At 56.3% G+C, this 26713-nt stretch carries 21 protein-coding genes; 5 read left to right on the top strand and 16 right to left on the bottom strand.

Features of this window, described 5'->3' with window-relative positions:
• Positions 1–70 precede the first annotated feature (70 nt).
• The 4 genes from ACQKLP_RS20600 to ACQKLP_RS20585 form a co-directional block, all read right to left on the bottom strand.
• Positions 71–1219 carry a glycoside hydrolase family 130 protein gene (locus ACQKLP_RS20600; protein ID WP_427324800.1) on the bottom strand — a complete coding sequence of 383 codons (1149 nt, stop codon included), beginning with the start codon at positions 1217–1219 and terminating at the stop codon, positions 71–73.
• A 33-nt stretch (positions 1220–1252) separates the two neighbouring features.
• A complete protein-coding gene (locus ACQKLP_RS20595) occupies positions 1253–1606 on the bottom strand; it encodes a hypothetical protein (RefSeq protein ID WP_427324799.1) in 354 nt (117 codons plus the stop codon).
• A 33-nt stretch (positions 1607–1639) separates the two neighbouring features.
• The gene (locus ACQKLP_RS20590) at positions 1640–4054 is read right to left on the bottom strand and encodes a TonB-dependent receptor domain-containing protein (RefSeq protein WP_427324798.1); all 2415 of its coding nucleotides are present in this window, start codon (positions 4052–4054) and stop codon (positions 1640–1642) included.
• A gap of 293 nt (positions 4055–4347) precedes the next feature.
• A complete protein-coding gene (locus ACQKLP_RS20585) occupies positions 4348–5226 on the bottom strand; it encodes an SMP-30/gluconolactonase/LRE family protein (RefSeq protein WP_427324797.1) in 879 nt (292 codons plus the stop codon).
• Positions 5227–5355: 129 nt separating this feature from the next.
• On the opposite strand from ACQKLP_RS20585, the gene ACQKLP_RS20580 reads away from it, so the two are divergent.
• Positions 5356–6867: a PQQ-dependent sugar dehydrogenase gene (locus tag ACQKLP_RS20580; RefSeq protein ID WP_427324796.1), complete on the top strand. Its 1512-nt coding sequence runs from the start codon at positions 5356–5358 to the stop codon at positions 6865–6867.
• 49 nt (positions 6868–6916) lie between these two features.
• On the opposite strand, the gene ACQKLP_RS20575 is transcribed toward ACQKLP_RS20580, so the two are convergent.
• From ACQKLP_RS20575 to ACQKLP_RS20535, 9 genes are all read right to left on the bottom strand, one after another.
• The gene (locus ACQKLP_RS20575; RefSeq protein WP_427324795.1) at positions 6917–7264 is read right to left on the bottom strand and encodes a hypothetical protein; all 348 of its coding nucleotides are present in this window, start codon (positions 7262–7264) and stop codon (positions 6917–6919) included.
• Between the two features lie 106 nt (positions 7265–7370).
• Positions 7371–8942: an SLC5 family protein gene (locus ACQKLP_RS20570; RefSeq protein ID WP_427324794.1), complete on the bottom strand. Its 1572-nt coding sequence runs from the start codon at positions 8940–8942 to the stop codon at positions 7371–7373.
• The gene (locus ACQKLP_RS20565) at positions 8939–10327 is read right to left on the bottom strand and encodes a hypothetical protein (protein WP_427324793.1); all 1389 of its coding nucleotides are present in this window, start codon (positions 10325–10327) and stop codon (positions 8939–8941) included. Before ACQKLP_RS20565 ends, ACQKLP_RS20570 begins: the two co-directional genes overlap by 4 nt.
• Positions 10328–10342: 15 nt before the next feature.
• Positions 10343–11101 (bottom strand): SDR family NAD(P)-dependent oxidoreductase, encoded by a 759-nt coding sequence (locus ACQKLP_RS20560; RefSeq protein ID WP_427324791.1) that lies wholly within the window; start codon positions 11099–11101, stop codon positions 10343–10345.
• 28 nt (positions 11102–11129) lie between these two features.
• Entirely contained in the window at positions 11130–12308 is a 1179-nt protein-coding gene (gene dgoD / locus ACQKLP_RS20555) for a galactonate dehydratase (protein WP_427324790.1), read from the bottom strand.
• Positions 12305–13627 (bottom strand): aspartate aminotransferase family protein, encoded by a 1323-nt coding sequence (locus ACQKLP_RS20550; protein ID WP_427324789.1) that lies wholly within the window; start codon positions 13625–13627, stop codon positions 12305–12307. Before ACQKLP_RS20550 ends, dgoD begins: the two co-directional genes overlap by 4 nt.
• Before the next feature lie 111 nt (positions 13628–13738).
• Positions 13739–13960 carry a hypothetical protein gene (locus ACQKLP_RS20545; RefSeq protein ID WP_427324788.1) on the bottom strand — a complete coding sequence of 74 codons (222 nt, stop codon included), beginning with the start codon at positions 13958–13960 and terminating at the stop codon, positions 13739–13741.
• A 5-nt stretch (positions 13961–13965) separates the two neighbouring features.
• Entirely contained in the window at positions 13966–15444 is a 1479-nt protein-coding gene (locus tag ACQKLP_RS20540; protein ID WP_427324787.1) for a RagB/SusD family nutrient uptake outer membrane protein, read from the bottom strand.
• Positions 15445–15455: 11 nt separating this feature from the next.
• On the bottom strand, positions 15456–18542 hold the full coding sequence (locus ACQKLP_RS20535; protein WP_427324786.1) for a SusC/RagA family TonB-linked outer membrane protein: 3087 nt from the start codon (positions 18540–18542) through the stop codon (positions 15456–15458).
• A 633-nt stretch (positions 18543–19175) separates the two neighbouring features.
• Here ACQKLP_RS20535 and ACQKLP_RS20530 point away from each other — a divergent pair.
• Positions 19176–19373: a helix-turn-helix domain-containing protein gene (locus ACQKLP_RS20530; RefSeq protein ID WP_427325065.1), complete on the top strand. Its 198-nt coding sequence runs from the start codon at positions 19176–19178 to the stop codon at positions 19371–19373.
• A 31-nt stretch (positions 19374–19404) separates the two neighbouring features.
• The gene (locus ACQKLP_RS20525; protein WP_427324785.1) at positions 19405–19707 is read left to right on the top strand and encodes a hypothetical protein; all 303 of its coding nucleotides are present in this window, start codon (positions 19405–19407) and stop codon (positions 19705–19707) included.
• A gap of 176 nt (positions 19708–19883) precedes the next feature.
• On the opposite strand, the gene ACQKLP_RS20520 is transcribed toward ACQKLP_RS20525, so the two are convergent.
• From ACQKLP_RS20520 to ACQKLP_RS20510, 3 genes are all read right to left on the bottom strand, one after another.
• The gene (locus tag ACQKLP_RS20520) at positions 19884–20516 is read right to left on the bottom strand and encodes a GntR family transcriptional regulator (RefSeq protein WP_427324784.1); all 633 of its coding nucleotides are present in this window, start codon (positions 20514–20516) and stop codon (positions 19884–19886) included.
• Positions 20517–20587: 71 nt separating this feature from the next.
• Positions 20588–21535 carry a YihY/virulence factor BrkB family protein gene (locus ACQKLP_RS20515; protein ID WP_427324783.1) on the bottom strand — a complete coding sequence of 316 codons (948 nt, stop codon included), beginning with the start codon at positions 21533–21535 and terminating at the stop codon, positions 20588–20590.
• A 17-nt stretch (positions 21536–21552) separates the two neighbouring features.
• A complete protein-coding gene (locus ACQKLP_RS20510; RefSeq protein ID WP_427324782.1) occupies positions 21553–22323 on the bottom strand; it encodes an alpha/beta hydrolase in 771 nt (256 codons plus the stop codon).
• A gap of 703 nt (positions 22324–23026) precedes the next feature.
• Here ACQKLP_RS20510 and ACQKLP_RS20505 point away from each other — a divergent pair.
• Positions 23027–23317, top strand: a complete 291-nt coding sequence (locus ACQKLP_RS20505; protein ID WP_427324781.1) for a hypothetical protein — start codon at positions 23027–23029, stop codon at positions 23315–23317.
• Entirely contained in the window at positions 23314–26676 is a 3363-nt protein-coding gene (locus ACQKLP_RS20500; RefSeq protein WP_427324780.1) for a tetratricopeptide repeat-containing sensor histidine kinase, read from the top strand. Before ACQKLP_RS20505 ends, ACQKLP_RS20500 begins: the two co-directional genes overlap by 4 nt.
• Positions 26677–26713 lie beyond the last annotated feature (37 nt).

Here is a 26713-nt window from a genome sequence, read left to right as displayed (position 1 = left end):
TAAGGGTAAGATAGCTCACTAAATCTACACATTACAGGCGATTCTGCAAGCCGGAAATGACGAGCGGCGATCAAGGCGCTTCCGGCACGGGGTCCGCCTCGGCCGGCTGCGCGGGATCGTAAATGGCGACGCCCACCCGGGAATCGGCGCATCCGTAATACAGGTACCACTTCCCACCGAAAAAAGCCATCCCCTCGATGAACACCGTTCCATCGCGATACTGGCCGCTTTTTTCGAAAGGCGCCATGGGGCGGAGGAACGGCACGTCCAGCCGGGCGATGGGCCTGGTCGGGTCTGCCGCGTCGAAAAGCACCTGGCCGGCGCAATAGGCATTGGCGTTGAACCGGGGATCGCGGTTGGGGCCGGATTTGTTCTTCCCGTTATACAGCAGCAGGATGCCCGACGGGGTTTTGATGGCCGGCGGACCACATTCCGTGAGATCGCTGTCGAAGTAACCGTTACGTGGACGGATAAACGCCTTCAGCTCTCCCGCCGCGTCCACCACGGGCTCCCAGTCGGTCAGGTTGTCCGACCAGGCGCCGTACACGCCGTTTTCGCCCCAATACATAAAATATCTTCCGTCGATCTTCGAGATCACCTGTTTACCATCCGCGATTTCCGTTACCAACGAAGCGGATTTGCTCCACCGTTCCACGAATTTACCGTTGAAAGCCTTCGCGAAAGCGGGCCCGTGCATTTGCCAGTGCACCAGGTCCCGGGAAGTGGCCACGCCCAGCCGCGCGACCTTGCGGTTCCATTGGGTGTAGAGCATCACGTACAGTCCGTCGGGCGTTACGGCCACGCGGGGATCTTCGCATCCGCCGGGGTATTCGTTCACCAGCTGGCTGTCCGGCCCGGGAAAAAGCACGGGTGTGCGCATCCTGTCAAAAGTAATCCCGTCGCTGCTTTCGGCATGCCCAAGGCGGGAGGTGCGGAACCCGATGCCCACGCCCGATTTGTCTTCGGCACGGTACAGCAGTACGATACGCCCGTCTTTCACCGCCGCGGCGGGGTTGAACGTGTCGTTGGATTCCCAGGCCACGGAATCGCTGCGCATGGGGCACCAGAATTTTACCAGACTGTCGGGGGAAATGACGGGATTGACGCCTTCGGGCCTGACGAACCCTCCCATGGCCCACCCGGGAAGGCGATGCTGCGCGATGGCGGATTGCAGGCTGAGCAACAGCCATAGTACCGCCAGGAAACGTGGAATTTTCATATCCGGAATATACGAAAAAACCCGGCGAATGTATTATTCTCCGGGCTCCAGGGCGCGCCGCATGAAACTGCGCACTTCGTCGTTCAGATCATCGGCCGAAAGCATGCGGAAGTGATGGTTCACCTGCTGCTGCCCCGGCACGGGCGCGATCTTCTGAAAGCACAGGTTATCCGGGAACGCCCTGGGGAAAGGGAACACCGCATGTACAAAGTTCTTTCCGACCTGCGTCACGTAAGCGGCATGGCCGCCGCGGCCGTTGATGGCGATCATGGATTTGAGGGGCTCCTCACCTGTGGCGCCTTCCTGTTTAAACGCCTCCAGGAAAGCGGCGTAGAGTGCGAGGGCTTCGCTGGATTTGCCTTTCAGTAACGGATGTGTATCGCTCATGGGCTTGCATTTCCTGCAAGTTACGAAACGGCATCAACCCGCACGGCGGCTTTCCTCCTCGCTGCCCGATTTCCGTTCGCGCGCGCCTTCCACTTTCGAATTGCCGAAACGGTAGGTGAACGAAACGTTCAGCGTCCGGTTTTGCCAGCGGTTGTTCACGTCGAGGTACACGTTGTTGAAATCCGCCGTTCCCCGGAACCGGGCGGAAGCGAAAATATCGTTCACGCTCACTTTCAGCGTGCCTTTCTTGTTCATCACCGTTTTCTGCACCCCGGCGTTGGCGGCCCACATCGCTTTCGAGTGCCAGATGCCGTATACATTGGGCGCTTCGTACCAGCCGCTCAGCTCGATCTTGATCTCTTTCGGCAGGGAAAAGGTGTGGGTGGAGTTGAAGTGCCAGGAAAGGCTTTTGGTGGAAAAATCCCCGAGAGAATCGCGGATGTAATACTGATTATGGAAAATAGCGGCATTGGTATTCGTGTTCCACCATTTGGTGAAATCCACCGGCAGCGTCACTTCCGCCGAAATATTCTTCCGTGTTCCCAGGTTGCGGGAAGTGCTCGTCGTCACCCGCGATTTTTCGTTCAGTATCAGGTATTCATCGATCACGTCGTTGGTTTGCGTGTAGCCTGCGGAGAAAATGTATTTGTTCTTGAAGGTGTACGACAGCTCGGTGTTATGCGTGTATTCCGGCGTGAGGTAAGAATTCCCGCGGAAAAAGGTGTATTTGTCGAGGAAGAACATGAACGGGTTCAATTGTCCGTATCCCGGCCGGTTGATGCGCTTGTTGTACGTGGCGCCCACCTTGTGATCGTCGGAGATTTTATAGTCGACGGTGAAATTGGGGAAGAAATCGGTATAATATCTTTTGATGCGGTTCTTCAGCGAAATCGAATTTGCATCGGAGGAAGTATGTTCCACGCGGAGCCCTGCCGTTATATCGAGCTTCTTCCAGTTCTTTTTCAGGGTGGCATAACCGGCAATTACATCTTCGCGGTAAATGAACTGATCGTATTGGGAATAGATGGGTTTGTACCCGCTGCCTACCAGCGAATCGTACGCCATATTGTTGTCCGTTTCCACGAAACTCCCTTTGGCGCCCGCTTCCACCTTGGTCGATTTGTTCAGCGCCTGCACCCAGTCTGCCTTGATGCTGCGGATTGTAATGTGGGTGAAAGGCAAGGTCCGAAGGGCGCTTTGGTTGAGGACTTTATGATCGGATTCGCGGCGCATGCTGTCTGACAAATACGTGTGCATACGGTTGTAGAATTTCGCGTAATCCGCGTCCATGGAAAATTCCGACCCCAGTGTATCGATCTTCAGCTTATAATTCAGGTTGGTGGAAATGCCGCGGAAACGGTTATTGCCCGTTACGTCGGAATACAATACCGAATCAATGTTCATGCCCGGCCGCATGATCTCCGTGGCGCTGGGCGCCGAGCGCCAGAAAGCATTGGTATACCCGTTGGCCATCACGCCGATGGTTTGTTTATCGTTCAGGAACCAGTCGAACCCGATCTTCCCGGAACGGTTGAGAAAATCGTTTTTCTGAAATACGCTCTGATGATAATGCAACGGCTCGTCGCCCCCGGTTTTACGGTTCAGTTCGCGGGTATTGAACCCCTGGCGGTCGCCGAGGTTGAAATTCCCGAAGGCGTTGAATTTCTTCGTTCTCCAGTTGAGCGTTAAGCCGGTGCTATAATACATATATCTGCCGTTGCCGCCCGAAAGGCTCACCGAACCGTTGAAGCCCGTCAGCTGGCCTTTTTTCGTCTTGATATTGATGATGCCCGAAGAGCCGGCGGCGTCGTATTTCGCACTGGGACTGGTAATTATTTCGATGGCAGACACGCCTTCCGCGTTCATGCTTTTCAGGAGTTCGGCGAGCGCGTCGTTGGACAGGTAAGTGAGTTTCCCGTCGATCATCACCGTAACGCCCTGTTTGCCTTTGAGGACGAGGTTATCGTCTTTATCCACGGTAACGCCCGGTGCGCGGCGAAGGAGGTCGAGCACGGAGTTGCCGGCCGCGGCCACGCTGCCTTCCACGTTGAGCACGGTTTTTCCTTCGGCGCGTTCGATAAAGGGTTTCTGTGCCGTTACTTCCACGCCTTTCAGGCTTTTAGGAGCAGCCTGCAGGACGAGGGTTTTCAGGTCAATGTTTTTTTCCTGCAGCTGGAAAGCGGCTGTGCGGGCGGTGGTGAACCCCATCTGGGAGGCTTCGATGAAATATTTCCCGGGGTTGAGGGACTCGAACTGGATCTTACCTTCGGTATCGCTCATCTGTCCTTTCACGAGCGATGAATCCGCGGCCTTTTTCACGACAACGCTGGCGAAAGGAAGCGGGTTCCCTCCGGCATCGGTGACCTTGAGGTAGATATTGCGTTGCGCAAATGAGACGGATGTGCACACGACGAGGATCAACACGGTTAGAATGGAGCGGAGTTGCATAACAAGGTTAAATAATAGTTGCTGTAAGGATGACGATGTTAAAGTTCGGACGGATTCACGGTTTTCAGGGGCCGTTCATCCCAAATCCGCGCTACTGGATTATTTGACGGAATAATCCTGCGGCAGCGGGGTTCTTAATAAAGACGTGCAGCAATACCAATAGTTGCAGGCAAATGACGGGTGGTTGGGATGACCGATGAGTGGCAGGAAACGGCACGGCACCGGCAAACGATTGCGGGCAACGTGCAGCAGGTACGTACCGGCACGTATGCAACATGAATTAACTGATTGATTTATAAATCGATGTAACCTGAAGGAATTCCCGAAACACCCGGCTGCACAGCAAACAGGCTGCCGGAAAGGGGGTATTGTGCCAGGTCGGTTTCCTTCGCTGCGGTGGTGATGAGCAGCGTTTCGAGACGGGGGCCGCCGAAACAGCAGGCCGTTGCGTTGGGAACGGGGATTTCGATGAAGTTGATCTGTTCGCCGGTGGCGGGATCGTACCGCCCTACGCCGGAACCGCCCCACAGCGCGATCCACAGCATGCCTTCCGCGTCGCAGGTCATACCGTCCGGCAAACCGGATCCGGGCGGGATGGTGATGACGATGCGCTCGTTAGCGATCGTGCCGTTTTCTGCATAGTCGAACGCCAAGATGGTACGGGCAAGACTGTCGGTGTAATACATCGTTTTGCCGCCTGGGTTCCAGGTGATGCCATTGGAGCAGGCTACTGCGGGATAACGCACTGCAGCGCTCCGGTCTTTCCCGATCACATACAGATCGCCGCCGCCCGTGCGGTGACCGAATGTGGTTGTGCCGATCCAGAGTCGGCCCTGCGCATCGGCGGCGCCGTCGTTGCACCGGAGATCGTTCCAGCGCAGGCCCATATCCGTGAGCAGCGTGGTATTGCCATGCAGCAGGCTGAGGCGGGAAATGCCGCCGTGATGGGCGATGATGAGGTGGTCGCGGTCTTCGGGCAGGGCGAGGGAAACGTGGCGGCCGGGCGTCCATTCGCGGATTTCGCCTGCCGGCGCTTCCCGCACAAAAACCTTTCCGGCGGCGATGTCCACCCATATCCAGCGCTGATGCGCGCCGTCCCAGCGCGGGCTTTCTCCCAACATGTTCCCGGCTTCCAGCCATAGCGGCGCCACTATCCTTTCGTGCATTTTCATCGTGCGGAAAATTATTAAATAAAATCCTTGTCTGCACACAATTTCAGCAAAATAATCCTATCTTTCGGGTACGTACCCGTAAATCCGGGTTTTCCATTCCATGTCGGTGATAACGATTATGCATACACGATGAAAAAATGGCTTCCTTACCTGCTGCCGGTTTTACTGCCGGCGGGGGTGATTTTGTCCTGCAGCGGGCCGGGCAAACGATTCAACCAGCCCGTAACATCCGCACTGGCGCTCGATTCCACTACCCTCGGCATTTCGACCGTAGCGGAAGGGCTGAACGTTCCCTGGGAAATCTGCTGGGGCCCCGACGGGCATATCTGGTTCACCGAACAAAGCGGAACGGTCAGCAAAATCGATCCGGTAACGGGCGAAAAGCAGCTGCTGCTCACCATTCCAGAAGTGTACCGCCACCGCTCGCTGGGCCTGCTGGGCATGGCCGTTCATCCCACCGAGCCTTACGTTTACCTCGACTACACCCACCGCAATCCCGATTCCTCGATCGTATCGCGCCTCGTACGCTACACCCGCGGCAACGATACGCTCACCGATCCGAAAATACTCCTGGAATTTCCGGGCAACACGGGCCACAACGGCTCCCGCGTCATCATCGGGCCCGACGGGAAAGTGTATTTCTCGACGGGAGACGCCGCGCACGACGAGTTCGCCGGAGACACGGCAAAGCTCAACGGCAAAGTGCTCCGCCTCAATGCCGACGGCTCCGTTCCGGCCGATAACCCCTACCCGGGGAATTACATGTGGTCGCGCGGGCACCGCAACATCCAGGGCATCGCGTTTACCGACAACGGACAACTGTTCGCATCCGAGCATGGAGATGCTACCGACGATGAGCTGAACCACATTCGAAAAGCGGCCTATTACGCCTGGCCGCACATCGAAGGGTTTGCCGACCGGGCAGATGAAAAAGCGTATGCCGATACGTTCCCTTTCACCCCGCCCGTCATGGCCTGGACGCCCACCATCGCGCCGGCCGGCATCGATTACTATAACCATCCCGCGATCCGCGACTGGCAGAACACCATTTTGCTCGGAACGCTCAAAGGCGCCAGCCTTCACGTGATCCGGCTCAACGGCGCGCGCGATTCCGTACTGGGCGAAAAAGTATATTTCACGCAGCAGTTCGGCCGTATCCGCGACATCTGCGTATCGCCCGAAGGCGATATCTACCTCGCCACCAGCAACCGCGACTGGAACCCCGGCAAAGGGTTCCCCATCCCGGCCGACGATCGCATCATCCGCCTCTCTCCCATCCGGGACGCGAAAGGCCTCACGATGTTGCCCGGCCCCGCCGCTGCGCCTGCAACGCCTGTAGGGAAAGGCCCTTCCATCTACAAAAGTTACTGTGAAGCCTGCCATAAGGCAGACGGCAAGGGCGTTCCCGGTTCGTTCCCAGCGCTCGACCAAAGCAAGGTCGTAACCGGCAAACCGGAAGCCCTGCTGCATATCCTGCTTAACGGCAGCAAATCTTCCGCCACGGAGCAAATGCCCGCGTTCGAGTTTTTGTCTGACGACGATATCGCAGCCGTGGCCACGCATATCCGCAGTTCGTGGGGCAACAGGGCAGGCGCCGTTGCGCCCGAAGCGGTGAAATCATTACGGAAACCGGCAAAGTGAAGAAGAAAACCAACCGGCATTATGAAGCCCTCCTGCGCGGAGGGCTTTTTTATTCGGTGAAGGCGAGCAATCGTTGGCGGGTGATGACCAACACGCCCCTTTTCCGCGGATCCTCATGATCGAGTTGCGCCATCGTAGCGGTAGACTGTTCCGCCAGCCATCCGATGAATTCTTCGCGGGTACGGAACCGGCGCGGGCGTTGCATCACGCCTTTATACAGCTCGCCGTAGAGGAAATCCCCGAAATCGTCTTTCTCCATGCCCATCCCGCAATAACCCGGCCGGCGGTAGCCGATGGAGCATCCTTCTTCCAGGCGCGCGGCCACGTTCCCGGCGAGCGATTCGCCGAATGGCAGGGTATCCTGCGCCAGAGCTTCGATGGTAGGTTGCGGTTGCATGGCATTCCCCGTTTGGATACATGAAAATAACGGGAATGGCGGACATAAAAAACGGGGACGGGAATAAATCCCCACCCCCGCGGTCGTCTATGAGTACAAAAAATTTTTACGCGAAACGGATGTAAAAAAATAAAACCGCCGCCGTGATGATGGCCCACCAGAATGCGGGGTTGCGGATGCCGCGGTTCATGGCGCGCTGTTCTGCGGGCAGTTGCAGGCTTTCCCTGTTCCAGATGAGACCTGCCAGTTCTCCGGCTGGTTTGGGTTTGGTGACAAGGCTTACCACCACGCAAACGATCATGCAGGTCCAGAACACGATGCCGGTGCGGTTGAAAAACGGCATGCCCGGCATGGCGCGGTCCAGGATGATCGATAGCGGGATGGTAAGGGCCCCCGCGGCGAGGGCGCCCGCGTTCGTGGTACGTTTCCACAGGATACCGAGGAGGAACATGGTGGCGATGCCCGGCGTAAACCAGCCATAGGCGTTCATCAGGTAGAGGAATACCGGTTTTTCGCTGTGCCGGATGAAAAGCGCTGAGCAGGCGACGCCCACTACTATCACCACCGCACCGGACAGCTTCCCGAAACGGACAGCCTCCGCGTCGGTCGCGTTTTTCCGGAAGTACGGCAGGTAAATATCATTGGTGAGGATGGAGGTGCAGGAATTGATGGCCCCGCTCAGGTGCGACATCACCGCCGCAATGAGCCCCGCCATCACGAGCCCGACGAGGCCTGACGGCAGCAAATTCGCTACCAGCACGGAAAACAGCTGATCGGGCTTTTCGAGGTCGGGAAAGAGTTTGGGCGCTACGAGCGCCGGAACGGTGATGATGAGCGGCACGAGGAATTTCAGGTAATCGCCGAACACCACGCCCATCCGCGCATGCCACTCGTTTTTCGCCGCCAGCACGCGTTGCACGAGGAACTGGTTGGTAGCGCAATAGAAAACGCTGATGCAGACGAGCCCGCCGAGGTACATCGTCCACGGGAAATCGGGATCGGTATGCGGCAGGATGAGGTCCCAGTTTTTGGTGGTTTCCAGCACCGCGGCAATGCCGCCGGCTTTGGAAACGGTGGCGAAAGTAAGGATGATACCGCCCAGTACCAGCACGCCGAGCTGCAGCATTTCCGTCCAGATAACGGCGCGGAGGCCGCCCAGTACGGTATATACACCTGTCAGCAGCGCCAGCACGATCACGCAGGGCATAATATCGAACCCGAAAAGCGTATTCAGCGAAACGGCCCCGAGATACAGCACCGCGGCGATTTCCACGAAAATGTACGTCAGCAGGATGAGGCCCGCGTATGTAGTACGCGCCGCACCGCTGAACCTTCTTTCCAGGAACTCGGGCACGGTATAAAAACCATTCCGGATATAAAACGGCAGGAATATCCATAGCAGCGCGTTGAAACCGAGCAAGATGGCGCCCCATTCCATGGCGATAGCCACGAAGCCGCGGTTGTATGCGGCGCCCATGGCGCCTACGAGATGATGGCTGCTGATGTTGGCGGCAATGATGCTGCCGCCGATCATCCACCACGACATTTTATCGCCCGCCAGGAAGTAATCGCGGCGCGTCTTTTGGTTTTGGCGGGAGGCGTAGATGCCCAGGGCTATCACCCCCAAAATGTACACACCGAAAATAACGGCGTCGAGAGCTGTCAATTGGAGATTCATGCGTGGCTGTTCAGTTGATGGGAAATATCGATCGCGGTGCGTGTGAGCAGTTCGAGGCCGCCTTCGGCGAAGGGCGTTTGCCAGACGGCGTATGCATCCCGTTCATAATGGCCGGCCGGCGGCAGATAGCCCGCATAACCGTTTACGATGTTGATAACGGCTACCGGTGCGGGTGCCAGCTCGCGGCGCAGATTTATTTGAAAGTCGGAATAGGCTTCGTTGGGTTGGCCGGCGAAGAAAGCGCCGCCCAGTTTCCAGATCCACAACGGCATACCGGCATGGAAACCATCGCCGAGGGATTTACGGATGCCCCGTTGCCGCCACAGGCGCTCCTTGCGCACGTGGTCTTCGCAGGCCGCCCATTGCGCCTCGATCGCTGCGAGGGTGGGCAGATCTTTCAGGGGCATGGAGATCACCTGCATGCTGGTTTTGAGATCGGTGGAAGGCGAAAATTCCCCTTCGCGCCAGATCCCCAGCGGCGCACCCGATTCCACGGCGCCCTGGTACACGAGCTCCCTGCCGGCGGGCAACATCCCGTTGAGCGAAGAAAGTACGGCGTGCCCCAGCTGGCGGCCGTACCGGTCTGCCAACGCCGTGTCGCCACTGTATTGCTCCCCGGGCGAAAGCTCCCCGGAAGCGCCCTGCAGGAAAAGACAAGGCGCCCCGGTGGCCGATTCCACCGTTTCCCGCATGGCGCCTACGTAATCGGGCGAAATGAGTTCGTTGTCCCAGGCCAGTGTGGTGGGATGGCAGGCGTAGTTGACGATCGTTCCGAGCGTTTGCCCGTTCACGGAAGTGATGCGCCCGGTGAGGAGGGTATCGTCTGCCGGAGTTGCCGGGTCCATGCCTACCACATACCGCTTACCGCCCGGCTCGGGCAGGTCGCGGTTTACGGCCAGCGCACAATGCCCATACGCCCAATCGAGCGTAGCGGGCACTGCGGCAGCCATTGCTTCCCTCGCAGCTGCGATGGCCATTTCGCGGACATGACGGAGATAGGGAACGATGAATTCCCCGCCGGGTTTCACGGCGTCTTCGCTGAAAGTGCCCGGCCCGGCGTGGGTGTGCGACAGGCAAAACATGAGCCGCGAAGCGTCCAGTCCAAGTGCGGAGAGGATGCATTCGCGAAGTTCCCTTTCGTCCTGCGCGCTTTTCCACCAGCCCAGATCCGCGCCGATGAGCACCAGCGGCTCCGAAGCCGCGTCGGTTTTGAATACCGTGCATACGAGCATGAGCGGCCGGTGGATGCCGGCGGCCACGTCGTGCCGCGCCGCGCCCCAGTTCCGGGCGAAGATGCCGACGGGCGGCGTTATATCTTTTTGTGCCACTCCGATAATGCCGGCGAATGCGGCAGGCCGGAGCGGCGCCATGGCAGAACGGTGCATGGTAAAGGATTTCGATTAGCGTAATAAGTTGAGGCCGCCGTCCATCAGCAGCGTGGAGCCGGTGATGTGGTGGTTTTGCGGATCGCAGAGCTTGACGATCTCCCGGGCGATTTCCGCGGGCGTGATCAGTTTGCGGACGGGCGTTTTCCGGGCGGCGGCCTCCCGCTGCTCGGGGGCTTTTTCCCATACCTGGCGGCTCACGCCGGCGTCTACATACCCCGGCGCGATTTCATTGACCATAATACCGTGGGGCGCCAGTTCCAGCGCCATGCTTTTGCACAGCATGCGCATGCCCGCCTTCGATACAGCGTACGCCGGGATCCCGGGATGTACCGCTTCCGCCGCCCAGCTGCCTACATACACGATGCTGCCGGTCTGTTCCAGCTCCAGCATGCGCCGGGCCGCGGCGCGCGTAAGGTAGAATGCGCCGTTCAGGTTGATATCGATCTCGCGCTGCCACTGGTCGGCCGTTACGTCGAACAGCCCAGCGATGGTTACGGTAGCCGCATTGGCCACCACCATGCGCACCGGCCCGAGGGCCGCTTCTGCAGCGGATATCCAGAGGTCCACCGCTTTGGGATCGGAAACGTCTACCCGTGTATAATGGGCAGCCACGCCCCTGCTTTCGATCTCCAGAAGCAGCGGCGCGGCCCTGTCCTCCGGCAATACGTCGCCGATGGCGATGTTGGCGCCGAGCGCGGCGAAAGCCTTTGCCACGGCGCTCCCGATATCTCCCAAACCTCCGCTTACCGCGAGTGTTGTACCGTTGAACATATGATTGATTTGATTTGTCTTTATCTTGTTACCAGTCGCCCACGGCGCCGTCGCGGTAGAAGCTCCGTTGCAGCACTTCCTGTTCGAAAGGATGCTTCTTCACCACGGCTTCATTGATCTCGATGCCGAGCCCTGGGCGGTTATTGGGTTTCACGATGCGGCCTTTCTTTTCCACCACGAACCCTTCGCTGACCACTTCTTCCCGCCAGGGCACATCGCTGTGCACGCTTTCGCAGATGGCGTAAGACGGGGCGGCAAAGCCCAGTTCGATGGAAGCCGCCGTACTCACGGGCCCCTGCGGGTTGTGCGGTGCAAGCGCCACGCGGTAAGCGTCTGCCAGCGCGGCGATGCGGCGCACTTCGCTTAGGCCGCCGCAGTGGGTGATGTCTGGCTGCAACACGCTCACGGCGCGCTTTTCCAGCATATCCTTGAAAGCGGCCACGCCCACCAGGCGTTCACCGCTGGCGATGGGCGTGCTCACTGCAGCCTGGATGGCGGCGATGCCGTCCATGGCTTCGGGCCAGCAAGGCTCTTCGAAGAAGTAAAGTCCGTAGGGCTCCAGGGCTTTGGCGAATTGCATGCCCATGAGGGGACTGGGCCGCGCGTGGCAATCCACCATGATGTCGATGTCTTCACCAACCGCGTCGCGCATGGCCTTTACGCAGGCTTCGGCGTAGCGGATGGGGCGCAAGCCTTCGAGGGGCATGGTTTCGGGAACCGCCATGGACTTGAAGGCCGTGAAGCCCTCTTCCACCGCCTGCTGCGCCAGTTCGCCGAAGCGGTTGGCGTCGTCGGCGCGGGTTTCGTAGAAATCTTCCATCTTGCCGCCGCCGAGGTGGCAGTACAGCCGGATGTAATCGCGGACACGGCCGCCCCAAAGCTCGTGGCAGGGCACGTTGTGGATTTTGCCGAGAATGTCCCACAGGGCGAGGTCGATGCCGGAAATGGCCGTGCCGCGCACGATGCCGTTGCCGTGCCAGAAATGCTGGCGGTACATCATCTGCCAGAGGTATTCGATGCGCCGGGGGTCTTCCCCGATGAGCAGTTGCGAAATATCTTCGATGGCGCCTACTACGGAACGGGTATGCCATTCCAGCGTAGCTTCGCCCCAGCCGTACAATCCGGGCTGGTCGGTGATCACTTTCACGAAGATCCAGTTGCGCATCCGCGCATGGCAGACCTGCGTTTCAATTGCCGTTATTTTCATAAAGCCGCAACGATTTTTTGTGTTTTTTCCAATGTTTCCGCGATGTCCGCTTCGGTGTGCGCGTAAGAAATACTGCCTTGTTTGATGGGTGTGGGGAAATTGAAAATCCCTTCACCGATGAGCTTTTCCCGATACAATTTATCGAACGCGAAATCGTGGCTGGTAGCGATATCGTGAAAATCCACGGGCACATGGTCCATGAAATACACGCAATACGCCGAGCCCTGGCGCGCCACGTAAAACGGACGGCCCCTTTTCTGGAAAATATCGTTCAATCCCTTTTCCAGCATAGCGCCGAGCTTTTCCACTTGCCCATACACATCGGCTTTCGGATCGGCCAGTTTTTCAACGGTGGCGATGGCGGCGGCGGTTGTGAGCGGATGTGCATTGTAAGTGCCGGCGATGAGCACCCTTTTCTTCTTTTCGGGATGGATGAAGTAATCCATGTACTGTTTTTTCCCTGCGATCACGCCCATGGGATACCCGTTGGCCACGGCCTTGCCGAAAGAGCTGAGGTCGGGCGTAACGCCGCAAATGGATTGGTAACCGCCGATCGCATGCCGGAAACCGGTTTTCACTTCGTCGAAGATAAGGAGGAAACCTTCTTTGTCCGCGAGGTCGCGGATGGCCTGGAGGTATCCGTCTTTCGGCTTGAGGATGCCCACGTTCTGGAGGATGGGCTCCATGATGACGCAGGCTACCGGATAGCGTTTGAGCACGTATTGAATGGAATCGATGTCGTTGTAGTTCACCACATGCACGAGGGCCTGGTGGCTGGCGGGGATCCCGGCCGACAGCGGATCGATCGGGTATTCTCCGGGGCTCACGCGGCCGCCGATGTCCGACAGCGCACTGATGACGTTACATGCCACGTCGTTATGCCAGCCGTTGTACCCTCCCTGCATCACGATCACATGGTCTTTACCGGTAACGGCGCGGGCGATGCGGATGGCGTGATAGGTGGCTTCGGAGCCGGTGGTGGTGATCTGGACACTGTCTGCCGAGGGCACATGCCTAACGAACAGCTCGGCGAAAATACCTTCCAGGTTGGTGGGCCCGGCGCTCATAAGGAGCGAATCGGCGTTCAAAGTGGCGGCTACGGCGTTGTTCACATCGGCATCGTTATGACCGAGGAACGCGGCCGCAAAACCCGCCTGGTAATCAATGTACTCGTTGCCTTCAAGGTCCCAGACGCGGCTGCCTTTACCTTTCACGAAGCAAATGTTAGGTTCGGATTTGCGGTTCAGCGATACCACGCCGCCGGGGATCCATTTTTCATTCTCCTGTAATAATGCGGATGATTTGGGCCATGCATTCATAAACTGTACGGTTATATTCTAAAAAAGACTTTTTCCATCGTTGCACCGCGGGCTTTCTTCCGCCCCGGCGATCGTTGTTCACAGCACACGCGGTCCGCGCATCCCGTAAACTCAAAAAAGACGCACGTAAGGTGCGCCCGTTCGGGAATGACCGGCCGGGAGGCATTCCTCCCGGCCTTTGGTCATTTCCACTTTCTCCATGGCTGCCAGGACAGCCCTGCTATCGTATCTTGCATCATCCCCTGCGCAGGCACAGGAGCAAACGTTCACTTCCGCAAACCAACCATGCGCCATTTCCATGCAACCCTCCGCGAAAGTGGACCTGTCTTTCATCTATACTACTTTTTATATCCTTCGTTCTGGTCCATCACACCGGGATTGTATTGGTCTACCTGCCGCTGCGGGATGGGGAACACCGTCATGTATGCCTTCGGGCTGAGCGTCACCGTTTCGGCCGCGTTGTTGGCGGGCACATACAGGCGCTCTTCCTGGGTCATAACGGTCAGGTATTTGCCGGTGCGCACGAGATCGTACCAGCGGTCTCCCTCGAAAGCCAGTTCCAGCTGGCGTTCCAGCAGCAATTTGTCGAGGAAGTCGTTGGCGTTCGCTATATCCCCGGCGGTATAATTATGGCCCGTTCCGGCGAACGCTCTTTCCCGAACGCGGTTCAAAGCTGTCAGCGCACCGGCTTTATCACCGGTATTATACAGCGCTTCCGATTGCAGGAGCAACACTTCCGCGAAGCGGATCACCGGCAGATCGAGGCCGGAAGTATTGTACAGGTGCTTGTTGGCGTATTTGCTGACATAGGGATAGAACGTCGGCGGATCGTTGGGTGCCGTAGGCGTCACCAGCCAGTCGGTAATCGTTTTGGCCTTACGGGTATCGCCCGCTACGAAGCGCTTGTTAAGGCTCCAGGAAGGCAGCGCCGTTTCCACACCGCGCTCCACGATGCCGTACACGCCGCCGTTGGGGATGAACGCGGTAGACAGGGTTTGCCCGTTCACGCTTTCCACATACTTCATCGTGAATACGACTTCACTGTTGTCTTCCGTTGCGGGATCCCACAGGGTGGCGAAGTTCGGCACGAGGTTGTACCCGAAATCGTTCACCGCTTTATTCAGCACTTCTTTCGCGTTGTTATAGTCTTTCCGGTAGATGTACACTTTGCCGAGCAGGGCCGTGGCCGCACCTTTCGACGTTCTGCCCTTTTCCATGTTCGCTGCCGGCGGCAATTTTTCGACCGCATCTTTCAGGTCGGCGATGATGAGGTTGTACACTTCATCCACCGAAGCGCGGCGCTGCGCGCGGGCTTCCTCAATGGAAATCTGCGTGGTCACCAGCGGCACGCCGCCGAAGGTGCGCACCATGTCGAAATACAGCAGCGCACGGAGGAATTTAGCCTCGCCGATGAACTGGTTCTTCGCGCTGCCGGCGTAATCGGTCGGCTTGTCGATGTTCAGTAACACCTGGTTGGCGCGGTAAATGCCCGCGTAGTTGGATTCCCAGAAGTTGCCGAGCACATTGTTCTCGGTATTCATCGTCAGCCCGTCGAGGTCTACCGCTCCGGCGATGGGCGTGTTGGTAGACATGTAGAGGTTGTCTGACGGGGCGTCCATGATAATGTAATCGGTCATCCGGCGCGCCTGGAGGTTGCTGTAGATGCCGATCACGGCTTTATTCATTTCGGAGGATGACCTGAAATAGTTGGTAGTCGTCAGTATGGACTCCGGTTTCATGTTCAGCAGCGCATCATGACAACCGGCTGCGCCGATGAGAATTGCGAGTGCCTGCAGGGAGAAAAATATTCTTTTCATACTGAATGCGATTAGAAGTTAAAGTTGAATCCGATGGCGTACACACGGCTGATAGGCTCGGAACCGGCGTTGTAACCGGGGCGGCTGTTCACGCCGCTGATCTCGCCGAGGGTGCTGCCTTCAGGATTATATCCGTGGAACCCTTTTTTCGTGAAGATGAAAGGATTGCCGGCGGAGAGATAAGCGCGGAACGAGTTGATGCCGAGGCGTTTGAACGCCGCATCCGGCAGGGTGTAACCCAGGTTGATGTTACGTACGGCCAGGAAGCTCGCGTCTTCGATATAAATGTCGGAACCAGACTGGCGGGTAAGCGTGCTGAGCGCAGACCCTGGCATTCTGCCGTCTCCGGTTTCGGAGGTAGACCACCACTGGTTGGTCACGATGGAGCGGCGCATCGCACCGAGCAGGGCGCCCTGGTAGAACTGGTTTTCGTACGTGAACATTTTGGCGCCGAGGGAAGCCTGCATGGCGATGCTCAGGTCGAAGTTCCTATACGTGAAATTGTTCACCATACCGAGGATGGCTTTCGGCTGGAAGTTGCCGAGCAGCTGCTTGTCGGCCGGTGTGATGAAGCCATCGCCGTTGGTGTCTTCGAAGATGGGATTGCCGGGTTTGGTGCCCGCCAGCGAAGGAAATTTGCCGAGCGAAGCGGCGTCGTTGAACACGCCGATCGTGCGGTAGCCGTAGTAGGAGAACATCGGCTCCCCTACCCGCAGGATCCACGACATCTGCGTGGTGCCGTCGGTAGAGATGCGCTCATTCACGCCACCCAGATCTTCTACCCGGTTTTTGTTCATCGCCAGGTTAAAGTTGGTTTGCCACGTGAAATTCGGTTTGAGTATGTTCTTGGTCGTCAGTTCGATCTCGAAACCCTTGTTGCTCACGTCCCCGATATTGCTCAGGCCGCTCACGAAGCCGGTGGTGGAGGGAACGGTTACCTGGTACAGCAGGTCGTAGGTACGTTTGCTGTAGTAATCGGCTACGATCTGGATACGGTTTTTCAACAGGCCCAATTCGATGCCCACGTCCCAGCCTTTGGTTTTTTCCCAGCCGAGGTCGTTGTTTTCGAAGTTGTTTTGCGCCTGCCCCTTGATCGGGGTGTTGTTGGGCGAATAGATGGCATCCTTGATCTGGCCGAGGTACTGGAAGTCGCCGATGTTGAAGTTACCGGTGATGCCCCAGCTGCCGCGCACTTTCAGGTCGCTGACAACGTTGATGTCTTTCATGAAATCTTCCTGCTTGATGCGCCAGGCCACGGAAGCCGAGGGGAAGTAGCCCCATTTGTTGTTGGCGCCGAAGCGGGAGCTGCCGTCTGTACGGATGGATGCAGACAGGAGGTATTTCTCCTTATACCCGTAATGCACGCGGCTGAAGTAGGAAACGAGGCCCCAGGCGGAGTTCGCGGTGTACGATTTGGTTTGGTCGATCACGGCGTTGTTGAGCGTGTGGATCGTTTCGTTCACGAAAGAATTCGGTACGGCATACATATACGATCCTTTGGAACGGTTCTTCTGGTACGACGCGCCGGCGATGGCCGACAGGTCGTGCCCGCCGCGGAACGAAGTGTTGTAGCTCAATACGTTTTCGTTCAGCATGTTGATGTTGGACGTGCTGATGTCGTTCCCGCTGTTCTGGAAGTTGGACAGCGCATAGCTGGTCTGGAAGAAATCGGAATTGTTGTAAGCGATGGTGGAACCGACGGATGAGCGGAGGGAAAGCCCTTTGGCCAGGTCCACTTTCAGGTAGGCTTCGCCCACATTGGAGAAGGTGGCGCCGTAGCTGTAGGTGCCGTTGAGGATCGCGGACGGGCTGGTTTGACTGGAAACCGGGCCGCCCCAGTAATCTTTAGGGCGGGGATAGGTGCCGTCGGGCCGCTGAACTTCCACGAAGCTGGGAATCTTGGCGAAATCGCTCATGACGCGGTCTGTCATGCGGCGCTTGCTGTACGAAGGGTTCAGCATGAAGCCGATGGAAACGGCTTTGCTGGCTTTCACGTCTACATTGGCGCGCACGCCGTAGCTTTTGAACCAGGTATTTTTCATCGTTCCGATCTCGTCTTTATACGTACCGGAAACGTAATACGTCATTTTTTCGGTGCCGCCGCTTGCGGAGATGTTATAGCTCTGCATGGGTGCGGTCTGCATCACTTCGTCCTGCCAGATCACGTTGGCGCCGTTGTTCAGGACGGGGCTCACCTGGTAGGTGGCGGGGCGGCGGGCGTCTCCCCAGACGGGGATGGAGATATCGGCGTTGGGATTGGCCCAGCGCCATTCGCGGTTCTGGAATTTCACGGCGTAGTCGTAGTACTCCTGGCCGGTCATCCAGTCGTCGTGCAGGCGGGCTTTGGCAATACCGGCGAAACCGTTGAAGTTGAAGCGGGTTTTACCGGCGGAACCTTTTTTCATGGTAACGATGATCACACCGCCGGCGGCGCGGGAGCCGTAGATGGCGGCGGAGGATGCGTCTTTCAGTACTTCGATCGACTGTACATCGTTCATGTTGATCATGCCGAGGTTGCCGCCGGGTACACCGTCGATCACCACGAGCGGTTCGTTGCCGGCGTCGATGGAGCTGGCGCCGCGGATGCGGATTGTGGGCGCCTGGCCGGGCTGGGCGCGGTTTTGGGAGATGTTCACACCGGCAAGGCGGCCAACGAGGGCGGCTTCGGGGCGGCCTGCGGGCACCTGGTCGAGGATGGTGTTCTCGACTTTGGTGACGGCTGCGGTCACGGAGCTTTTCTTCATGGTGCCGTAACCGATCACGACGGTTTCGTTGAGCATTGTTTTGCTCTGGGCAAGCGTGATGCGGATGTTGGTCCGTCCGCCTACGGGCACTTCGATCTTGTCGTACCCGATGTAGGACACTACGAGAACGGCGTTGTTGGCGGCGCGGATGGAGAATTCGCCGGTGGGTGTGGTAGCGGCGCCGTTGCTGGTGCCTTTTACGACGATGGTAACGCCGGGAAGCGGCGTTTGACCGATGCTGTCTACCACGATCCCTTTGATTTCGTGGGCATCCTGGGCAAAGGCGGGCCGGGTGGAACAGATGCCGGCGAGCGCGATGAGTAACCCAAAGAGGTAAAGGTGTCTTCCTTTCATGATGCTTTGGTTAATAAAATGATGCGATTAAAAAATGTTGCGTCGCGCCCCTGCGCGAAGTCTTAGCTGGTTTCGGACTGCCGGGGAAGAAAAAGGGCAAAGCCTTCCCTGTCCGCCCGCGGCAGCGTTTCTCATGTGGTATTTTAAAAATTCGAATGTTGGCTAATGGTAATCCCCTGATCGATCCGCCAAGGCCGGGTACGTACACGCAGTTACTGCAAATAATGCCGGCGCATTGCGCTTTTTTGCTCCGGGTACGTACACGTAATATAAACGTGGTTATCCTGGCGAATGTCTTATCCGAATAAACCCGGTACGTACTTGCTGATTCATAACATGATTTTTCCGGCAATTATTCCCTTGAAACAAGTTCCGGGTACGTACACGTATTTTAAACGATGTCTACAAATATAAATTTCTTTCGTAAACAAAAAAATAAAAAAAGAAGAAAATTTCGGGCTATATCGATCCTGTAAGCAAATTATATTCATAAAATGTAAACGATTTTTCGTGTCCGGTTCAAACCGCCTGTCCAGCGCGCGCGAAAGCCACTTCACTTGCGAATTTAAAAAGGTGAAACTGACAACGCACATCCGCCGGAAACGCTTTGATAGAAAGTGAAATTTACAAAGAATAGAAAAAGGCTACTCCCAAAAGGAACTAGCCTGTATGTTTGAGGTTTCTGTAGGATTTATTGGTGATGTGGAGAACCCTAAATATAAAGCCAAATACAACCTAAACCATCTCAATGAACTTGCTAAAATATTTCAATGCTCACCAAAGGATTTTTTACCTGACAGCCCCATTGTATTATATATTAATCATATATAAATTATATATGGAAATGTTGTATATTTATTAAATGGGAACTAATAACATACTCGCAAAGATTCGTATTCAGCATACAAAAGGCGCTGTGATAGCTTCTTTTACCGATTTTGAGATTTTTAAAGAAATTTCTCTTAAAGAAAACAAAGAGTTTAATAATTGGGAAATTGGTGTAAATGATAAAATCGGAATAGAAGGAAAAGAGTATACGGTTAAATCGATTTTTACAATAATCCATAATGAAACAGTCAAAAATTCTGGCCAATATGGAATGAGTGCAGTTGTGGTTGGTGAAAGGAATGAATACAATTTTGAGATTGTATATTACGTTGAATGATTCAACCTATTTCTTTTTACAAGAATGTAAATGAAAATAAGGATGGAATTAAGCGGGACTAATTAGAAAAGCATTATTTATTATAAATACTAAATGGACTGACGCATTCAGTCCATTTTCTATTTAATGATCGGTTAAACAAGTATATAGTTACTATGTATAATATGGTGTTTCCGTCAAATCAGCCCCAAAGCCGTCTCCTCCCCTCTTTCGAGGTGCTTCACCAGCGTGGATTGCGCCAGCTTGAGGTCTTGCTTCCGGAGCGCATTCACGATCTGGCGGTGCTCCCGGTCCGTCTGCGCATAATCGTCCATCAGCATTTTCCCCAGTTTCATATGGAAAAGCGGGATATTACTGAATTGATACAGCTCCATCAGCTTGGCATTACAAGCCCCGGAAATGAGGGTTTCGTGGAACTTCATGTCGGCATCGCAGGCGCCGCCGAGATATCCCTTTTCCACCATGGCGGTAAAATCCTCGCAGATTTTATCGAGCGTATCCAGCAAAGCCGCGTTGGGCTTTTGCGCCAGGAGGCGGAGCGCCCCCAGTTCCAGGAGCTCCCGCAGCTCGCGGATCTCCCTGATATCTTTCGGGGTCATCGACTTTACGAAATATCCACCCTTTTCACCGAAAACAACGAGGTTTTCTCCCAACAGGCGCGTCAGCGCCTCCCGCACCGCCATCCGGCTCACCGCCGTTTTGCGCGCCCACTCGTCCTCCTTCAGGCGCATGCCCGGAACGAGCTGGTTGGATAGGATCTGACGACGGAGGTCAACATACACTTTATTCGCTAAGGAATCTGTTTTCATGGGTGATTTTGTATACGAATTTCAGCCGTAAAAGTAAACAAGAAAAACCATACCGGCAAGGTCGGCCCGGGCTACTCCGGCTGCAAGTCCTGCAATTGGTACCTGATGGCATACTTCCGGGGCTGGATAGGCCGGCCCATGGCTTCGGCCCAAACGTTGGCAAACGCAGCTCCATAGTAAAAGATAAGCGAAACGTAGAAAACAAACAATAACAATAATACGGTGGAGGCAGACGCCCCGTAAATGCTGTTGATATTGCTGTACGTCAACAGCCAGCGCAGCACGAGCTTCCCGATATTGAAGAGGATCGCCGTCACGAAAGCGCCCGTCAGCAGTACTTTCCCGTTCACCCTGCCATCCGGCAGCAGGTAGAAAACGAGCGCGAACCAAAGCGTGGCGGAGAGGACAGACAGCAGGTACTGCAACGCGCTGTTGTAATACATGCCCACATCCGGCCAGTAGCGCAGGAGATATTCGCCGATAAAGGCCGAGGCCGAATCGCCCACGATCCCCAGTACGAACAGCACCCCGGTGCATAGAATGAGCGCCACGCCTTTCAGCCGCGACACCATGATCTGCCGGAAATTGCCCCGGACCACCGGCCGGATGCTCCACAACTGGTTCACGGAGCTCGTCATCACCTTGAGCAGCGTCGTAGCCACGAATAAGAGGAAAACGAACCCAATCCCCGCGATCAGCCAGTTCTGCGCAATCCCCCGGAACGCCTGGAGGGTCTCCACTACTTCGTGCGTCGCTTCCGGGCCGATCACTTCGCGCAGCTCACCGAACAGCTGCCGGGAGATCAGCCGCGGTTCGAACAGCAGGCGCAGCGCCTGGATAATGATGATGAGGATGGCAGGAAGCGCGAACGTCGTAAAAAACGCCGTGGCACCCGCCATCCGCAGAGGATCGTTCGCCTGCAAGACATTGAACGCTTCCCTGAACGCATACACGAACGATTTCCATCGCCCAACCCTTCTTGTTTCGCTGTTGACCATAAAGTGCGGCGGCACCGCCATGGCGGCCCGGCGCGAAATTATACATTTTCCTTCAGCCAGCCGTGGATGTATGCCGCATTTTCCTGCCACCCGCTTTGGCCCAGCACGGAGTGCGTTTTGCCGGGAAACAGCTTGTATTCCAGGACACCTTCGCTTTTACCGTACTTTTTGAAATTGGTATGGTTCAGCGAAGCCGGCATGATCTGGTCTTTTTCGCCCGCCACGAAAAGCAGCGGCACGTGGGGTTTGCTGAAATCGATCTTCCCTTCTTTACCCAAAGCATCGCGCGATACGTGCTTGGATTCGGGGATCACGAGTTGGTCGTACGTCGCCTGCTGCTCCTTGAGCGGCAACCCGTTCGTAAAAGAAAACTGCCACTGGGGGAACGACATGAGGAAGGTTTTGGAAACCGGTGTGAAGAAGCCCAGCGGCCCCCAGGTAGACCGGAAAAAGGCAGGGGACAACGTCAAAACACCCGCCGGCGGCACGGAATGGATCGCCACGCCCGCCGCTGCGATATCGCGCTGGAGCATGAGCTGAACGAGGAGCCCGCCGAACGAATGGCCGATCAGGATAGGCTTTTCCGGCAACCGGGAAATGATGTCGCTGAAATAGTTTTTTAAATCGGCCAGCCGGATGGAACCGATGGCGGGGTCGGGCTGACGGGCACGCAGCGTAGCAGGCTGCTCCGATTTATGGGGCCACGGCGGCACGATGCACTGGTAACCGGCTTTCTCGAAATAAGCTTTCCATTTGTCCCAGCAGGAATGATGGACGAAGCAACCGGTCAGAAAAACGATAGTTTTCATATAGCGTGTTTTGGGAGACGTGCCAAATGCGGTGCCATATCGCCTGCCCCTTGTCCAGCAAGCGTTTGGGCACGAATCGCTGCGCCCGCGGATCGAAATATCGTGGTGGCGTTCCGGTTTCAACGAAATATAGTCACCTTTTCCGGGGCCTGTGCGGACGGCTTTCGCCGGACCGGCCCGCTTTCCGATCTTCCGCAATAAAACAACAGTATGGCCCGCACATTGTTCGACTTTCGCCTTCGCGCCTTCATTTCACACATGGCCGCGGCGCTTTTGCCCGCGGTTAACGGGGGCTCCCGTCAATGGAAAGCGGCTTCATCCATCCACCCTAAAACGCCACGAAATTTCGTGGTTTCGCGTGCCTACCTACGAAATAAAGTTGTACTTTGACCAACGTAGCAGACAGGCCTTCAATGCTACATCATCACCCATCAATCCGGCATCCCGCCGCCATAGCTTCCCCGCCCCGGGAGCACCGCGGCCCCGCCAGGTTTGCTGTAGCTTTGGCCTGTTTTATGAATAGCCCCTATTAAAATGTCATCATGCTGCGCACCTGGATCGCCCTTTGCCTGAGTTCAGTCCTCCCCGCAACTGCCTTTCCGCAGTCAGGATCAAACATGCATGGCGCCATCCCGTCGACCCAACGCTTTCCACCCTGTCAAACCGGAGGTTGCCGGCCATGAAACCACTTCAATTGCATACGATGCTTCCTATAACCGGCGCGCTGGTTTTCAGCCTGCTTTTCGCGACGCTGCATCCGGCTGCGCAAAACGCTTCATACCATCGCGCGTCCATCGCCCGGCCGGCGAACGATACGCCGCGCGCGGCTGCCTTCATCGATGCCGGTAAATACTTCGTGGAAAAACCGGGTGGAATAAAATCCAGTCCCGGCAATGCAGCCTACTTCCCGGTTTCCCGATTACATTTGCAACCGCACAAAACCATATCCACCCTTTCCGAACTTAACTATCAGCCAGGAGACCTCCAGCCATGAGCCCATTCCGTACATATATCCACTTCATACAAACAGGACTGCTGATCGCCGGCCTGCTGATCATCACATCCCGGGCTCCGGCGCAAAACATCCCTGCCTTGCGGGCATCCATCGCCCAGGCGGAGAACGATTCAATGAAAGCCTTCTTCCTCAACGAAACCGGGAAAGCATACCTGTTCAAGCCCGGCGAACTGAAAAACGACCTCGACAGCGCAGGCTACTTCTTTGACCAGGCGCGCATCCTGGCACAGCGCATCGGCCATCACGAACAGTTTCTTACCAGCCTGTTCAACATGACCACCCTCTGGATAGAAATGGGAACGCCCTGGCGCGCACGGGAGGTTGTTGCAACATTGAGCGACGATCAGCAGGCCAGCGTTTATGCCAGGCTCAGTTATCATTATACTTTCAAACCGGGTGAATACGCCTACGACCTGGATACTGCGGTGATGTACGGCAAAAAAGCGATCGCCATTTCCCGGAAAACCGGCAATACGACCGTGTTGGAAAACGCCGCACAGACGATGTCTACGACCTACATCGAGGCAGACCGGCTGACCAATGCGCTTGCGATGCTGCCAGACGTTCCCGACCAGGCGCATTACATCATCTACCACCGCGTGGGTTACCAGTACCTGATGCGGCGCGACAAATCGCCCGGCGACGTAGACAGCTCGGAAGCCCACATCCGCAATTCCATCCGCCTTGGTATCCAGTTCAACAAGCGCGACCTGGAGCACCGGAACTACTACACCCTCGCCCTGATCGAGCTCCATCGCAACCGGCATGCGCGCGCAAAAATCTTCATGCCGCACCTGCAAGGTGCGCTGAAGGCAAATATCTGCATGACGCTCGCCCGTTGGCACTTCATACATACCAACGAGCCGGACAGCGCCCGTGTGTATGCAAAAATGGCCATCGCCAACTGGGACCCCGAGCGTCAGCAGCAGCAGGTAAAGTCTGCCAGGGATTTTTTATCGGCAGTAGACGTCATGGAGGCCTCGCGGCGGGTGGTCGTGGAAACCGTGCCCGGCGCGCAACGGTTCCGCAAGTTTATTGACATGGGAAGGCAATACCAGTCCGGATTCCCGGCGTTCGACGTTACCCAGCTGAGCATTTCCGTCAATTATATACATAGCGCCATAAAAATCGCCGATTCGCTGAACATCGACACCATGCGCATCCTGGCCTGGAAGGAAATGGCCAGGACGCAATGCCTCCTGGGCGATGTTCCGGAAGGCCGCAAATACATCCTGCTCGCGCTTTCCAAATATGATCGCCCGCACGATACGCGCAACAAGGCCCTGATCTGGATGCATTTCGGCAACATCATCCGCCGCCAGCGCCCGCAATACTGTGATATCGCCGAAGCATACCTCAATTCCAGCCAGCTGTTCGCACAGGCGGGCGACATGGAAAATGAATTGAAAACCGGCATGGAATCGGCCAGCTTCCTTCAGGAAGACGGCCGGCCCGAAGAAGCCAGCAAGCTCCTGCTCGGCCTCGCCAATAAATACGCCAACACCGATCGCGCCCCCACTTACAAAATCAACCGCCACCTCGCGCTCCTCGCCCAGATGCGCGGCGACCTCGGAGCGGCGCTTCGCTATGCCATGACGGGTTTACGGCAGGCAGAACAACAGAACGATAAACTTGTAACTACCATACTGCTCGTCCGGCTGGGCGAGATCTACCGCGATCTCGTCCAATACGAAAACAGCATCGACGCATATCGGAAAGCGGTCGCCAACGCACATGGAACCGGCCCGGATTACGACTATTACGCCGCCCTCGCCCTCACGGAACTACTGATCGAGCACCGCAGCGCCGCCGAAGCCCTGGCATTTGTAAAGCAGGTATATAAAGATGATCCGCCCGTGAGCTATTATCCCGAACGCCTCATGGAAGCCGCGCTGGCACAGTGTTACAACGCGATGGGACAGACGGCGGAAGCGGAAAAATATTACCTGTCGTCTATCCGTAACATCGACCATATCCGAGTAGGCGATAAACTCTACACCCGGCTGCAGCTCAACGTCGGCAAGTTTTATCTCGGGCAGAAGAAATATACCATCGCCTCGGAGCACCTGCGCAAAGCCCTCAGCTACCGGCCAGACATCGCCAGCGTATCCCTCACCAACAATGCGTATTACATGCTCTTCCAGTGCGATTCCGCCATGGGCATGTACCGCCAGGCCATCGATCAATACCAACGCTATAAATACTATAACGATTCGCTGTTCAACGTCGCCAAAAGCCGGCAGATATCCGAATTGCAAATCCAGTACGAAACGGAAAAGAAAGACCAGTCGCTCCTGCTGCAGGAACAGGAAATCCGCCTCCGCGAACAGGATATCATGCTGCTCACACGGAAAGAGCTACTGCAAAAATCACAGCTTAACCAGGCCATCCTCCAACGGGAACAAAGCCTGATGGACGCGCAGCGCAAAGACCAGGACATTCAGCTGAAGCAAAACGACATCACCCTGCTCACCCAGCGCACCGAAATCCAGCAAAGCAAACTGGAACAGGAAAGGCTCATGCGCAACGTTTCTTTCGGCGGCGCGGTACTGCTGCTCGCCATCATCGGACTGCTCATCAACGGTTATCGCCTCAAGCAGAAAAACAACCAGTCGCTGCAGGAAAAGCAGGTGGAAATCGGTCTGAAAAACGCTTCGCTGGAAAAGCTGCTGCACGAAAAGGAATGGCTACTCAAGGAAATACACCACCGTGTGAAGAACAACCTGCAGATCGTCATGAGCCTGCTCAACAGCCAAAGCGCCTTCCTGCAGAACGATGCCGCGCTCGTAGCCATCCGCGACAGCCAGCACCGCGTGCAGGCGATTTCGCTCATCCACAAAAAGCTGTACCAGTCAGACAATGTGGGCGTCATCAACATGCCGCATTACATCCACGAGCTGGTGGATTACCTCATGGATTGCTTCGACGCCGGCCGGAACGTTCGCTTTCGCATCAACGTAGCGCCCATCCAGTTGGATGTTTCGCAGGCCGTTCCCATCGGGCTCATCCTCAACGAAGCCATCACCAATTCCATCAAATACGCTTTCCCCGGCAACCGCGAAGGCAATATCCACATTACGTTCGAACGGTCGGCAGGAGGGCATTTCATCTTGACGGTCGCCGACGACGGGATGGGATTGCCGCCGGATTTCGAACCGGGGCAAAGCCGGTCTTTGGGAATGAGCCTTATGGAAGGGCTCAGCAACGACCTCGGCGGCCATTTCAACATCCGGAACGTCGCAGGCGGCGGAGCGGAAATTTCGGTATGGTTCGAAGATGAAAACTTCATCCGCCCGGAATTGCTCGACCGCCCCGCCGGTCCCGTTAATCATCAATAAATCACGTTACTACCGGTTTAACAGGAAAACATTGCCA

Source organism: Chitinophaga sp. NPDC101104 (assembly GCF_050277495.1).
Classification (GTDB): Bacteria; Bacteroidota; Bacteroidia; order Chitinophagales; family Chitinophagaceae; genus Chitinophaga.
Note: the sequence above shows the minus strand (reverse complement) of the source record. Positions and strands in the feature narration are given on the sequence as shown.